Source organism: Pelodictyon phaeoclathratiforme BU-1 (genome assembly GCF_000020645.1).
In the GTDB taxonomy this organism is placed as follows: domain Bacteria; phylum Bacteroidota; class Chlorobiia; order Chlorobiales; family Chlorobiaceae; genus Chlorobium; species Chlorobium phaeoclathratiforme.
Genome location: NC_011060.1, coordinates 1977196 through 1989651 on the forward strand (window position 1 = coordinate 1977196; position 12456 = coordinate 1989651).

The 12456-nt window shown below is 48.3% G+C and carries 14 protein-coding genes and 1 pseudogene; 2 read left to right on the forward strand and 13 right to left on the reverse strand.

The annotated features are described in order from the left end of the window. Positions 1 to 11: 11 nt before the first annotated feature. From tpx to PPHA_RS09350, 4 genes are all read right to left on the reverse strand, one after another. Complete coding sequence (gene tpx, locus PPHA_RS09335) at positions 12 to 512, reverse strand: thiol peroxidase (protein ID WP_012508596.1); 501 nt, start codon at positions 510 to 512, stop codon at positions 12 to 14. A 108-nt stretch (positions 513 to 620) separates the two neighbouring features. Further along, positions 621 to 1073, reverse strand: coding sequence for a DoxX family protein (locus PPHA_RS09340; RefSeq protein WP_012508597.1), 453 nt, complete (start codon positions 1071 to 1073; stop codon positions 621 to 623). 40 nt (positions 1074 to 1113) lie between these two features. After that, positions 1114 to 2214: a bifunctional diaminohydroxyphosphoribosylaminopyrimidine deaminase/5-amino-6-(5-phosphoribosylamino)uracil reductase RibD gene (gene ribD, locus PPHA_RS09345; protein WP_012508598.1), complete on the reverse strand. Its 1101-nt coding sequence runs from the start codon at positions 2212 to 2214 to the stop codon at positions 1114 to 1116. 2 nt (positions 2215 to 2216) lie between these two features. Beyond that, positions 2217 to 2750 (reverse strand): deoxycytidylate deaminase, encoded by a 534-nt coding sequence (locus PPHA_RS09350; RefSeq protein ID WP_012508599.1) that lies wholly within the window; start codon positions 2748 to 2750, stop codon positions 2217 to 2219. Positions 2751 to 2841: 91 nt separating this feature from the next. Here PPHA_RS09350 and PPHA_RS09355 point away from each other — a divergent pair, with 91 nt between their 5' ends. Further along, positions 2842 to 4482, forward strand: a complete 1641-nt coding sequence (locus PPHA_RS09355; RefSeq protein WP_012508600.1) for an NFACT RNA binding domain-containing protein — start codon at positions 2842 to 2844, stop codon at positions 4480 to 4482. Here the strand turns inward: PPHA_RS09355 and PPHA_RS09360 are convergent. From PPHA_RS09360 to PPHA_RS14675, 8 genes and pseudogenes are all read right to left on the reverse strand, one after another. After that, positions 4466 to 4876: a universal stress protein gene (locus tag PPHA_RS09360; RefSeq protein ID WP_012508601.1), complete on the reverse strand. Its 411-nt coding sequence runs from the start codon at positions 4874 to 4876 to the stop codon at positions 4466 to 4468. The genes PPHA_RS09355 and PPHA_RS09360 overlap by 17 nt on opposite strands. Before the next feature lies 1 nt (position 4877). Then, on the reverse strand, positions 4878 to 6122 hold the full coding sequence (locus PPHA_RS09365) for an Nramp family divalent metal transporter (RefSeq protein ID WP_012508602.1): 1245 nt from the start codon (positions 6120 to 6122) through the stop codon (positions 4878 to 4880). Then, entirely contained in the window at positions 6122 to 6673 is a 552-nt protein-coding gene (locus tag PPHA_RS09370) for an NADPH-dependent FMN reductase (RefSeq protein WP_012508603.1), read from the reverse strand. Before PPHA_RS09370 ends, PPHA_RS09365 begins: the two co-directional genes overlap by 1 nt. A gap of 32 nt (positions 6674 to 6705) precedes the next feature. Next, on the reverse strand, positions 6706 to 7650 hold the full coding sequence (locus PPHA_RS09375; protein WP_012508604.1) for a hypothetical protein: 945 nt from the start codon (positions 7648 to 7650) through the stop codon (positions 6706 to 6708). A gap of 131 nt (positions 7651 to 7781) precedes the next feature. After that, positions 7782 to 8195 carry a formylglycine-generating enzyme family protein gene (locus PPHA_RS16565; protein ID WP_049759922.1) on the reverse strand — a complete coding sequence of 138 codons (414 nt, stop codon included), beginning with the start codon at positions 8193 to 8195 and terminating at the stop codon, positions 7782 to 7784. Beyond that, positions 8138 to 8827, reverse strand: a pseudogene (locus PPHA_RS16635) (formylglycine-generating enzyme family protein). The gene PPHA_RS16565 and the pseudogene PPHA_RS16635 overlap by 58 nt, the downstream one beginning before the upstream one ends. Before the next feature lie 250 nt (positions 8828 to 9077). Further along, positions 9078 to 9320 carry a helix-turn-helix domain-containing protein gene (locus PPHA_RS16800; RefSeq protein ID WP_083765321.1) on the reverse strand — a complete coding sequence of 81 codons (243 nt, stop codon included), beginning with the start codon at positions 9318 to 9320 and terminating at the stop codon, positions 9078 to 9080. A 9-nt stretch (positions 9321 to 9329) separates the two neighbouring features. Further along, positions 9330 to 9941, reverse strand: coding sequence for a response regulator transcription factor (locus tag PPHA_RS14675; protein ID WP_150085649.1), 612 nt, complete (start codon positions 9939 to 9941; stop codon positions 9330 to 9332). Positions 9942 to 10406: 465 nt separating this feature from the next. On the opposite strand from PPHA_RS14675, the gene PPHA_RS09390 reads away from it, so the two are divergent. Then, the gene (locus PPHA_RS09390; protein ID WP_012508605.1) at positions 10407 to 10799 is read left to right on the forward strand and encodes an acyl-CoA thioesterase; all 393 of its coding nucleotides are present in this window, start codon (positions 10407 to 10409) and stop codon (positions 10797 to 10799) included. 22 nt (positions 10800 to 10821) lie between these two features. Here the strand turns inward: PPHA_RS09390 and PPHA_RS09395 are convergent, their stop codons facing one another. After that, complete coding sequence (locus tag PPHA_RS09395; RefSeq protein ID WP_012508606.1) at positions 10822 to 12147, reverse strand: LptF/LptG family permease; 1326 nt, start codon at positions 12145 to 12147, stop codon at positions 10822 to 10824. Positions 12148 to 12456: the final 309 nt, after the last annotated feature.

A 12456-nucleotide genomic window follows, 5' to 3' on the forward strand; every position in this document is an offset into this window, starting at 1 on the left:
GGTTGAAACACTTACGCAAGAACCTTGAGCGCTGCACTGTAGTCCGGTTCTTCGACAATTTCTGCCACCTGTTCGGTGTAGCGCACGATCCCGTCAGCATCAATAATAACAATGGCGCGCGAAAGAAGCCCCTTCAGAGGGCCGGTAGCAAGAGTAACACCATAATCCCTACCAAATTCGGGAGAGCGAAAAACGGAGAGCGAAACAACATTTTTCAACCCCTCGGTTTCACAAAAACGTTTGTGGGCAAAGGGCAAATCGGCGGAGATACAGAGCACAACCGTATTGTCGAGCGATGAAGCCTCCTTGTTGAATTGCCTGACTGAAGCAGCGCAGACTGGCGTATCAAGACTCGGAAAGATATTGAGAACTATTCTTTTACTTCCGAAATCAGCAGGTCCGGCTTCGGTGAGATCGGTTTTCACCAGACAAAAAAAAGGAGCTTCTGAACCTTTGGCGGGAAGAGTCCCGACTGTTTCAACTGGAGTGCCCTTGAAGGTAATCTGTGCCATAAAAATAGTTTCCGGTTAGGATTGATAAGGAATAAAGAGCAATAAACAAAGCGAGCGAAGATACAACAGCAATTCAGGCGAATGCGTTCACTACAAATTCTGGCGCCATCAATCCCACTGACTGCCGCCGCGAGAAACCGTGAACCCTCCTGCACCAAAAAAGAAAACGGCAAGTGAGCCAAAGAGATAGAGTATCTGGAGTTCAAGAGCATATCCACCATGTGCTGTCACCGAAAAAAGCTCTTTGGTATGAACAAGATAAATTGCCATAAGCATAACAATTGACATTGCGAGGGCTGCCTGGCGGGTATAGAGGCCCAGTATCATAAAAAGCGGGGCCAGAAGCTCCCCGACAAGAATTCCATGTGAGAGATAACCCGGAAACCCCGCCTTGAGAAGCATCTGTTCCACAAAACCATATCCGTGCTGCAGTTTATTGACTCCATGAAAAAGCATCATGGTGCCAAGCGAAAGGCGCAGAAGCAATTTGCCAAGGTCACTATTATCAACAAAACGGTCAATAAAAAGGAACCTCCTTTTTGGATATTTTTTTACCATCATAACCACTGTTTTTAGAGTTATCTCCGCTCGATTCCCCCCTTCAGGATGCAATGTAAGCCTCAAGCAGCAGATCATGACCAAAAAAGTGTGGTCTCCCGAAACGCAGATCCACAGCCTGATCCGGCATGCTGACACCAAGCGGCGCAAACGCGCTCAGGGCATCTCCACCAAAGAGTTTCGGCGCAACAAAGATAAGAATTTTATCAACAAGCTTTTCACGTACGAATGCAGCCGACAAGCGGCTCCCCCCCTCTACCAGCACCGAAAGAATGCCTCGTTTATGCAACTCCACAAGCGCCTGGCGAAGATCAAGCTTGCCGACATGCTCATCAACAAAAAGCACCGTCACACCTCTCTCCCTCAACTGTGCAACCTTTGGAGAAGCCGAAAATGAAGTTGACGCAACAACAATTGTTGGCGCCTCAGATCCGAAAATTTTCGATTCGAGGGGCAAACGTAACTGGCTATCAAGAACAACTCTCTGAGGATTACGCCCGGAACAGTTCCTGACGGTCAGTTGCGCATCATCTGCCCGAACTGTAGCCTCACCAACCATCACCGCGTCATAGATACTCCGAAGGCGATGCACCTCACTTCTCGACTCTTCCCCCGTTATCCAGCGGGAGGCTCCAAGCGAGGTCGCAATTTTACCATCAAGGGTCTGGGCCAGTTTCAGGCAAACAAAAGGTAACCCTGTGGTATGGCTTTTGATGAAAGCCTCATTACAGCCGATACACTCCGCTTCCAAAACCCCTTCAGTAACCCTGATCCCCGCTGCCTGCAGCTTTGCAATCCCCTTTCCAGCCACCTTGACATGAGGGTCCCGGCAACCGATGACAACACGGGGTATCCCCTTCTCAACAATCAGATCGCTGCAGGGAGGAGTTTTGCCAAAATGGGAACAGGGCTCAAGTGTAACATAGAGTGTCGAATGATGAAGCAACGCCTCATCCTCCACCGACGCAATGGCATGGACTTCGGCATGAGGCCCGCCAAACTGCTGATGGTAACCTTCACCAATAATCTCACCGTCACAAACAATAACCGCGCCAACCATGGGGTTAGGGCTAACCGATCCGGCACCCAGCACGGCAAGTTCAAGGGCGCGCCTCATAAAAAAAAGATCATCATGCTGCACCATCTTCACCCCCTCTGGTCACTCTGCACGTTGACCTGCACCAGCCGGATGCCGGAAAGCCTGAGCAATTCAGCGATATGCTCTATTTTATAGGGTTTATCATAGTAGATGGTCTTTATACCCACATTTATGAGCACTTTCAAACAGTGGATACAGGGACTGGCCGTAATGTAGATATCGGAATCCTTGATCGATACGCCATGCTTTGCAGCCTGGGCAATGGCATTGATTTCAGCATGGATGGTGTTAACACAGTTCTCCTCGACAGTCCCATCAGGATGAATGCTGCGGTAGATACGGCAATTGCTTTCGTTACAGTGAGGAAGTCCGGATGGCGCTCCGTTGTACCCGGTCGAAAGAATACTGTTCTCCCTGACGATGACCGCACCGATATGACCCCTGGTACAAGTCGCCCTGCGTGAAATAAGATGGGCAACGCTCATAAAATATTCCTGCCAGCCAAGTCGCTTTTCAGTTGCTGAACCTTCATTTCCTTCCACACCCGGGCAGCAACATCCGCTCTTCGTTTCTTCCGGCATAGTCACGTTATTTAATACATTGTAAAAACAGAATCAGGATTTTACCTAAAATAGTCAAAAAGATCGTGCTCACGCAACCTGTTCAACAATCATGCAACGCAATTACTTTACCCTCTACCACGCAGCAATGGAACTGCATCAGCGTCTTGCGGGCGGCCATCTTGAAGAAATCTTTTCAGAGCATAAAAATGAAGTGACCCTCAGTTTCATCACTCTCAGCGGTCAACACCTGCAGATTATTGTTGTCACCCATACCCCTCTGCTCTGCCTCTATACAAGAGAAGGTAAAAAGAAAAAAAACGTCAATTCAGCAAGCCTGATGACCGAACTCGCCTTGCAAACCGTGAAAGGCGTTTCCATCTCTCCCTCTGACCGTGAGATCCATATCCATTTTGCCATTGACGCCTTTCTGGTACTGCAACTCTTCAGTTCAAACACAAACCTCTTTCTTGTCAGGGAAGAACGCATAACCTATGCCTTCAAGCATAACAGTTCACTTGCTGGCCAGCCCTGCCCGGCAGCTCATGACAAGAGCAGTGTTTTACGGGAACTCGAAAGGCTTGCCATGAACAAAACCCTTTTTCTTGAACGCTATAACCATCTGAAAAGCGAAAACAGCGCAGAGAGCGTTGCTGCCACCCTTCCGGGCTTTGACCGTACACTGGTGCATGAGCTGCTGCAACGCGCCAAAAACGAGCAAAACCCGGAAGCGCTCTTCACCAGCTTTCAATCTCTCTTTTTCGAACTGCTCGACCCGCAGGTTACCGTGTCAGAAAAAGAAAACGGGGAACCGGAATTCACTCTCCTGCACAACAGCCATGCATCCTGCCGCTCTTTTGACTCTGTTCTTGAAGGGCTTGCCCACTACAGCATCACTATGCGCCGCTATCTGGAGACAAAAGAGGAGCTGAAAGGGATGCGCTCAAAACTGCTGCGACAACTCGAAAAAAAACAGAAAGCTCTCGAAGGATTCAGCCCCGAACTGCTTGACGGGTTTGCCCGGAACTATGAACAGTGCGGCCACCTGCTCATGGCAGCTCTCTACCAGCCAGGAAATGATCGAAAAAGCATCACGGTCGAAAACATATTTGAACCTGGAGCGCCAGACATAACCATTGCATTGAAAGAGGCTCTGACCTTGCAAAAAAATGCGGAAGCCTATTTTTCAAAAGCATCAAACACAAAAGAAAAACTCCGAATAATGAGGGAGAGGCACCTGCTGCTGCAAAAAGAAAAGAGTGCACTCGAAGAGCTTCTTGCCGCAACAGAGAAGATCTCCAGCCCAAAAGAGGCTCGCCGCTTTCTTGAACAACAGAATCTCCGTCCGGGCGGCGCTCCGGCACTAAAAAATATCCGCACGGCACCAATATTCAGAACAGTAGACCTCACTCAAACCATTACCCTTCTTGTCGGAAAAAATGCGGCAAACAACGAGCTGCTCACCTTCAGCCATACCAAGCCCAATGACATCTGGCTCCATGCCCGGGGAGCCTCCGGCTCACACTGCGTCCTGAAAGGCACAACACTCAGCAACCTCGCAGCAATCCGGAAAGCCGCCGAAATTGCAGCATGGTACTCCTCAGCAAAACACTCCTCACTGGTTCCGGTGATCTACACCCTGAAAAAATATGTCCGGCGCGGCAAAAAGCTCGCTATCGGCCAGGTGATCGTCGAGCGGGAAGAGGTGCTGCTCGTAAAACCATCAAACAGGCTCTTCAGCGATCCTGTTTGATCAGCAACAACGGGATGGAGATATTTTGCCTCAGAGTTCTTGAAACGCTGCCGAAAAGAATTCTTTCCGGCAAACTGTGACCATGGGCAGCCATTGCCACAAGATCATAATGCCTCTCCTCAATCTCCCTGAGAATCTCCTGCTCCGGCTCTCCGCTCCTGATCACCACACGCACCCCAATCCCCTCTGCCTCCAGTTTCTGGCGATATTGATCGAGAATACGCGTTGTCTCTGAACGAAGAAAGCGCTCCTGGTCGAGGGTGTGGGAATGGACAACATGCAGCAGATGCAGCGTGGCGCCAAGCTGCAGGGCAAGCGCCGATACCTGTTCGACAAGAAAATCATCAACCGGCGAGCAGTCGATGGCAACAAGAATCTCCCGGTAAACCTTCATCTCAGTCTCCTCCGGTTATGGTTGTATAAAGAAAATAGCTGTTGAGAGCAATAACAAGCAGAGAGATGAGAGTGGCTGCAAGAAACTCAACGGTACCGCTTCTGAAACTGCCCATCACCTTGCGATCACGACAGAGCATCAAAAGAGGGATAAGGGTAAAAGGAAGCTGAAGGCTCAACACCACCTGGCTCAAAATCAGAATACGAAAGGAATCAAGACTGAAAAGAATGACGAGAAGAGCCGGAATAGCGGTAACAAAGACCGCAACCCGATAGAACATCGTTCGCGGATCCGCCGGTCTGCCCAGAAAACCTGTTATCACATCAGCTTCCGCCATGGAAGAGGTGATGGAAGAGCCGACTCCCGAAAAAACAAGCGCAACGGCAAAGAGCAGTCCGGCAAGTGGCCCGGCAAGCGGTTTCAGTGTTGCCGATGCCTGCTCGATACTGTTGATGGGAACATGATTGTGGAAAAAAACGGCAGCGGCAACAATAATCATCGAAGAGTTCACCACCCACCCAAGTGTCATGGCGAGGATGGTATCCATCTTTTCATAGCGAAGCAGCTCCCTCTTCTCCTCCTCCGATATCCCCCACTCCCTGCTGTGAATGACATTTGAATGGAGAAAAATATTGTGCGGCATCACCAGCGCTCCAAGAATCGCCAAAGCAACATAAATGCTCTCCCGCCCAACCCTCGGCACAACCAGGCCGGAAGCTACCCCGGACCAATCCGGTCTCACAATGAAAAGCTCGGCAAGATAGCAAAGAGTGATAACGCCAAGGAAACCCACAATGATGGTTTCGACCCGATGGTAGCGCTGGCTGATAATCAGAAAAAGCTCCAGAAGCAGCGTCAACAAGGCTCCCATCCAGAGCGGCATCCCCAGCAGCAGGCTGAAGCCTATAGCGCCTCCAAGCAGCTCGGCAACATCAGTGGCAATGCAGGCAAGCACCACACTCACACCCAGAAAAGCGGAAACCTGCTTAGGAAAATGGTCGCGGATATTGACCGCCAGAGACTTTCCTGTGGCAATACCGAGTTTGGCCGCCATATGCTGAATGAGCACCAGCATGAGCGTACCAAGCGTAACAACCCAAAGCAGCTCATAACCAAATTTTGAGCCCCCTTCAATATTCGTCGCCCAGTTGCCGGGATCAACAAAGCCGACCGTTACCAGAAAGCCTGGCCCAAGAAAACCAAGAAGTGTCTTGAGCGAAAAAGTCTTCCTCTCCGACACTTTCATCAGAGAGCGTGCTTTTTTACCCAGGCAACATAGCGCTGCATCCAATTCTGCAAAAAATGCCTGCTCGCAGCGCCAATGTTACCCTCTTCATCAAAAAGCCCCTCTTTCATCTGAATAAAAGCTTCAGGCTGCCCGAGGGTAGGAACATCGAGAAATGCAAGAATGTTACGCAAATGTTGTTGAGCCAGAGCCGTTCCGGTAGAACCAATCGAAACACCAAGAATCCCGGCAGGCTTTCCCGCCCATACACTCTTGCCATAAGGGCGCGAACCATGATCCAGGACATTTTTCAGAATACCCGGTATTGAACGGTTGTACTCAGGCGTCACAAAGAGAATGCCCTGAGCCGCCTTGATATCAAGCTTCAAACGTTTGACAGCATCAGCAGGATTTGCATCATCATCCTCATTATAGAGCGGCAAATCAGCGATCTGCACCTCACTGAACGAAAACTCGGGAGGGGCAAGCCGCACAACTGCATGTGCCAGCTTACGATTAAATGAACCCTTGCGAAGAGCGCCGACAACAACAGCAATATGGTATTGGCTCATCATCATGCCTGATTAAAGGTTTTTTTGCTGCTTTACAATCCTGAGGCCGGGCGCATCGCCTCTCCGGCTTTCTCCTTCAGGGTACGGAACTTGTCACTGACAGCCTCAATTTTTGCCTCCCAGGCCGGATCAGGTCTCGCCATTTCAGCCTCCTTCAAAAAGGTGAGCAAGGTCGAAGTACAGGCAACCGGATCAAAAAGAATCCATTTTGCCGATATGCCAAGAAAAAGAGAGAAGACAAAGAGCGCAAACTTGACCAATCCCCATGAAGAGGGAAGAAACAGGGCAAGAGCGCCAAGGGGAAGCATAAAGGCAAAGGTGGTCAGCAGAACAAATACATAACTGAGCAGCGTCAGCGCCACGGCATTCTTCAGCAGCGCTTTCCATGACTGACAGTAAATGATAATGCCTGATCGGGCAGCATCAAATACATTCTCATTACCGGTACGAAAGGTATAGGCGATAACCGACTCATCAATATAGGTAAGGCTGAAATTCACGATGCGCTGCACAACTTTGGCAAGACCTTCAAGCGCGGGTATGGGCAAAGCATTCATCACATTGAAGAGCGTCCGGTTGAGCGAAACAAGTACCCCCTTCACCAGTTGATCAACGAGAGCGAGAACACTTACCTCTTTGTAGTATTGCATCACCCGCTCTTTTGCCCATGCCGTCTGGGAAATCCCTGATGGTAAACTCCCTTTTGCAGCAATCTCCGTAATCAGGGCAATATGACCTGCCTGAAGAAGATAGAGCACATATTCACGCAGAAGCCTGAAACCAAAACCACCGGCAAGCAGGGCAATAATGAACAGCACAACCGCAGCTCCGCTACCGAAAACACTCCCGATAAGCACAAGAATGGCAAGAAAGAGTGCCACAACAACGGCTATAGAACTGTACACCACTGTCCGGTAGAGAAGATAGACCTTTGTTTGCGCCACAATTTTGATGGCTTCACCAAGTTGCAGACCCATAACTATTTTGATTTATTAAGATTAGTTATCAACGAATGATGATAAGTGACGTATTCCTTTCTTACGCCGCCTAACCCAATAATATAGCAATCCTGCAACTTCAACAGGCACTGAAATAAGCTGCAAAATGATTACTGCTCACAGACAAGTCGGAAACCAATAACATTCGTTCGCAAGGAAGGTCGGGCATTATAACGGTAAGCTGACCGACAGAGCCTCGCCTCGCAATTCCAACTCCCACCACGAAGCACTCGGACCAAACCAGTTGCCGTACCCGGTGGATTGGCAACCGTTCCATTCGATAGAGATTCATCATAGTAGTTTCCGCTGTACCAGTCACTGCACCATTCCCAGACATTGCCAGGCATGTTGTACAGCCCCCAGGCATTTGGAACAAAATTATCAACAGCAACCGTGTTCCGACGCTCAAGCCCCTTATGTTGTCCGAAGTACAAATTGCCTCCTTTATGGTTTGCCTGCCCGGTCGTCAGCTTCTCTCTGGTATTAAAAGGGGTTGTGGTGCCGCTCGGCAAGCATACTCCCATTCAGCTTCCGTCGGCAGGCGAAACACCTTTCCCGTTTTTTCCGTCAACCACTGTCAGTAGGCAACAGCATCATGCCAATTCACATACAAAACAGGATGATTATCTTCACTCCTCGGTCGATCCTTGCCAAAAACTCCTTTAAACCAGTAGACTCCATCTCCCATTTTTTCTTCACCATGACGCTGAATAAAGCGGAAAAGACCTTTTGACGCATCAGACCGGTAACCTGACTCTTCCGCATATCTCCCGAACTCGGCAACGGTTACAGTGTATTTGCATAGAGAAAAAGTATTCACCCGTACCTGATGCTCGGTTTCATCGCTTCCGCGAAGCAATTCACTCGCAGGACTGCCCATCGTAAACTCACCACCGTCTATCAGAACAAAGTTCCGGAGGTAAGAATCATCATTTTTATCAAGAGTACCCGACGTCGCATCCGCGTAAAGCTGTTCAGGTGAGACTTCACTGGAGCGTTCCTGTTTATGGCCCAAGAGTTTCGTAACCAGATTCATTCTACCCTTATTTACGGTTATTAATGCTTTGAAATCATTATTAGATAATTGCGACAGAAAAAGTCCGAATCGACAATCTTCCTGAATCGGCGAGGTTGAGCTGCTAACCACACTGTTCATATGGCGGAATCATAATATCCTGTCATAAGAATACACCCATAACAGGCAATAAGCCCAAATATTAATTATCATATTTCATAACAGTTACAATCAAAAATATGACGTATAACCGCAAGAAAAAGCTCCTGGGCGCGACAGATTTATAAGGATCTTGTGAGGACTTGTTTGATATTTTATTTATTGTGCCATGGCAGTGAGTCACGGCAAATAAAAACAGTTGTTGTCAGGAATAGCAGGGGGGGACAGTAAGTTACTCCACGGTTATATCGTCCAGAAACGTATAACCGACACCATGGGATGTCAGTATTGGAGATTGCATGTTGTGCAATTCTATTTTTTTACGCAAGCGGTTAACGAGCGACTGCAGTGAGTGGTGGCCAGATTCGTTAGGCAGATAGCCAAGTCTCGTCAGCAGTTCAAACCGAGGAACAACTGCGTTAGGGACTGCGACGAGCAGGGCAAGAAAGTCAAGCTCTTTATTGGTAAGCTGAATCGCGTTGCCCTAGGGAGAAAGGAGGATCCATCTCCGGCTTATAAGTCTCCAGTGTGCCTGTGGCTTCGAAGGTATTGGTTGCTGTCGGGTCAGGATGTACGGTTGTATCGTTGGTTGGGCCATACGGCTAAGAAGCCCTGAGATTGCGGCTGAAAGTTGACGAACATCAATCGGCTTAACCAGATAGAGATCAGCGCCAGCATAATGGCCGGCAAGCTGGTCATCAATTGCATCGCGACCGGAAAAGATAATGATGCGCATTTCAGTGTTCTTTCTGACATACTCAGCAAGGATCAGACCACTCTGGTCAGGAAGACCTACGTCGAGTACAACAACCGCGTAGGGCTCTCTGAAGATGTGCTGGTAAAACTCATGAGCTGAGCTAACCGCAGTGACAACATACCCCTTCTGCGTCAGGTAAATTTGAACACATTTCAGGACCGCTTCGTCATCTTCGACAATGAGTATCCTGCTTCCAGCCACTCCCTGCGGTATCGCGCATAATTCCTCCTCCGCCCGCAACAGTTGCGGTGTTTTCAGCCCTCTCTCCTCTTCACCAGCATTGTCCATCGCGACCTTCAGAGTACCCGGATTTTGGAGTACATATACAATTATTGCCACACAGAGCACGACTGAAATGATAGCAAAAAAAGACAGTCAACTCAGCGATACCTGCGTGTAATTTAACGACATATTATCGTTATTCCTAATAGATAAAAAAGGTTACGCCATCGCACAGCTTCGACATAATTTGCCTCTTCCGTATCAAAAAAGGAGGTGAACACAAAAAAACGAAGACCCAACGTCCCGAAAATCCATAAAGGAGCAAAGCGCCTTTGTTGCAACGAAAACCATGACGCCCTTTGCTGGAAGAGTTGAGTTGACCTGCAACACTTCTTTTTACAAAGTACGACGAATGAATAAAAATTTATAACCCAATCTCTTTTTTTCTTTCAACAGTGCAGAGGGATTCGTCCGCAATCAAATCGCTGACGCAATTTTATAAACGGCTATTTTGTTTCTGATCGTTGTTGGACTTACCTTGGTGAGACCTGTGTCTCCCGCTAACTTGTATCTGTTAAATTTATGGAAACCTATAAACTTGTTCTACCCGAACATCTTAACCATTACGGCTTTCTGTTCGGCGGCAACCTTTTGAAATGGATTGACGAAATTGGCTATATCACAGTCTCTCTGGATTATCCCGGCTGCAACTTTGTGACCGTCGGTATGGATAAGGTGGAATTCAAAAAAAGCATTCGGGGCGGTTCTATCCTCTGTTTTGTGACTGAAAAAAACAAAATCGGTCACACATCGATTGAGTACACCGTGCGTGTCTACAAGAAAAGTATTGAGAGCGGTGAACGGGTTATGGCTTTCAGTACGCACATCACCTTTGTCTGTCTTGATGACAAGGGGGCAAAAAAAGAGCTCTGCTGCGGCTATAAAGAGAAGGGTGAAGACAATAACTGCCTCTGAGTTCTTTTTCACCTCCTCCCCGTCAACGGGAAGTATTGAAAACCGAACCGTTCAGGCTGGCCATAAGCGAAATTCCGACAGTAGCCATAACGGCATTGGCCAGCCACATTGAGATCATGGGATCAAGGATCCCCCGCTCAGCAATTTTCTCTCCTGAAATCATCAGCATCCAGTAGAGCACAAACAAAAAAAGCGAGATGGCTGCACCAACACCGAACCCTCCCCGTCTGGCAAGAACTCCAAGGGGTGCACCAACCAGAACAAAAACAAAACAGGCAAGGGAGAGCGCATATTTCTTGTGATAGGCTGCCATATAACGATTGTACATGTTCCGGTTTGCTTCGATATTTTTAAGTTCTCCATCAAGCCGGGCAAGCTGACGATCAACATAACCCGCAGCTTCCGCTCTCGTTTTGTTGGCCATTTTTGCTGTTATCATCCCCCCTTTTGCACGAACAGAACTGCTTTCAGCCATGCGTTCTCCCAGGGTTTCAAGCGGCATCTGAATCCTCTTTTCAGATGCCGCTATCCTCTTCCTGAATTCATCGCCAATAGTTATCAGCTCTTTAGCAGAAAGTTCGCCATCGCCTGAACGCATTCGGCTCTCCGAAGAGCGTGAAAAACCAAAACCGGATGATTCAAAGACAAAACGGTGCTTCTGGAAGCTCATGTTGCGGTAGCTTTTGTGATCGGGTTGACGTACCTGATGAATTTCGCCATTGAAAAGCGTCATCACCAAATAATGATCATCACCACTAAAGTCAATAGTACCCTTTTCAGCCGTCACCATCGTTTTGTAATCCGATCGTGAGGCATCATAGATAACGATACCCCTAAGCTCCTTTGAGTGTTCATCTGTGCTGCGAACAAAGATGGAGTAACCATCCACAAGAGTTGAAAAAGCATTTTCGGCCAAGCCAAAGGCCGGTTTGGAGCGCGCAATATCAACCATCAGCGATTTCGCATAATAATTTGCTTCGGGAAGCACGACATTGTTAAAACGCTCAACAAAGAGTGAAAGAAGCAGGCCTGCAAGAAGAACAGGCATCATCAACCGGTAAAGAGAGATGCCGGAGGCCCTGAAAACGGTCATTTCAGAGGTGGTCGTCAGGGATCCGAATGCCATGACAACCGAAACGAGTACCGCCATGGGCGCCGCAAGCCCAACCATCCAGGCCGACTGCAGCAGAATGAGTTCCACCATCGCAGTAAATCCGATTCCCTTTCCCATAAAACGATCGGCAAACGTAGCAAAGAACTGAAGGATCAAAACAAAAATAATGGTGACAAAAGCAAACAGGAACGACCCGACATGCGCTTTCAGGATATAGCGATCGATGATTTTCATAAAACAGCTCTCTTTTCTCCCCCATGTAATGATGACCTGAGCGTAACGGGCAGGTTCAAACAGCCTGACGAACATGAATATAACCTATTCTCCCATTCTCCATCTATACCTCCACCACCTTTGCCAGAGGCGTTGTGAAAAAGAAACATCCCCGAAATTCTCCTCCCCATAAACCCCAGTCTGGTGTTCACCTGCCCAGATATCGAACAACAGAAGAGGGTAACGGCGTCAGATAATGAGGTCGCATCATCCAAAAACGTTAATGATGAAGCAAAGAGTCAAAAAAGCTTCAAAAAAATGAATCCAAAA

Excerpts from the sequence above, each read along its gene's own strand:
- PPHA_RS09355 (WP_012508600.1), top strand. The coding sequence starts at position 2,842 with ATGCAACGCAATTACTTTACCCTCTACCACGCAGCAATGGAACTGCAT.
- PPHA_RS09350 (WP_012508599.1), bottom strand. The coding sequence starts at position 2,750 with ATGCCGGAAGAAACGAAGAGCGGATGTTGCTGCCCGGGTGTGGAAGGA.
- PPHA_RS09395 (WP_012508606.1), bottom strand. The coding sequence starts at position 12,147 with ATGAAAATCATCGATCGCTATATCCTGAAAGCGCATGTCGGGTCGTTC.
- PPHA_RS09370 (WP_012508603.1), bottom strand. The coding sequence starts at position 6,673 with ATGAGCCAATACCATATTGCTGTTGTTGTCGGCGCTCTTCGCAAGGGT.
- PPHA_RS09365 (WP_012508602.1), bottom strand. The coding sequence starts at position 6,122 with ATGAAAGTGTCGGAGAGGAAGACTTTTTCGCTCAAGACACTTCTTGGT.
- tpx (WP_012508596.1), bottom strand. The coding sequence starts at position 512 with ATGGCACAGATTACCTTCAAGGGCACTCCAGTTGAAACAGTCGGGACT.
- PPHA_RS09360 (WP_012508601.1), bottom strand. The coding sequence starts at position 4,876 with ATGAAGGTTTACCGGGAGATTCTTGTTGCCATCGACTGCTCGCCGGTT.
- PPHA_RS16565 (WP_049759922.1), bottom strand. The coding sequence starts at position 8,195 with ATGGGAGTATGCTTGCCGAGCGGCACCACAACCCCTTTTAATACCAGA.
- PPHA_RS09390 (WP_012508605.1), top strand. The coding sequence starts at position 10,407 with ATGGAAACCTATAAACTTGTTCTACCCGAACATCTTAACCATTACGGC.
- PPHA_RS09375 (WP_012508604.1), bottom strand. The coding sequence starts at position 7,650 with ATGGGTCTGCAACTTGGTGAAGCCATCAAAATTGTGGCGCAAACAAAG.
- ribD (WP_012508598.1), bottom strand. The coding sequence starts at position 2,214 with ATGGTGCAGCATGATGATCTTTTTTTTATGAGGCGCGCCCTTGAACTT.
- PPHA_RS09340 (WP_012508597.1), bottom strand. The coding sequence starts at position 1,073 with ATGATGGTAAAAAAATATCCAAAAAGGAGGTTCCTTTTTATTGACCGT.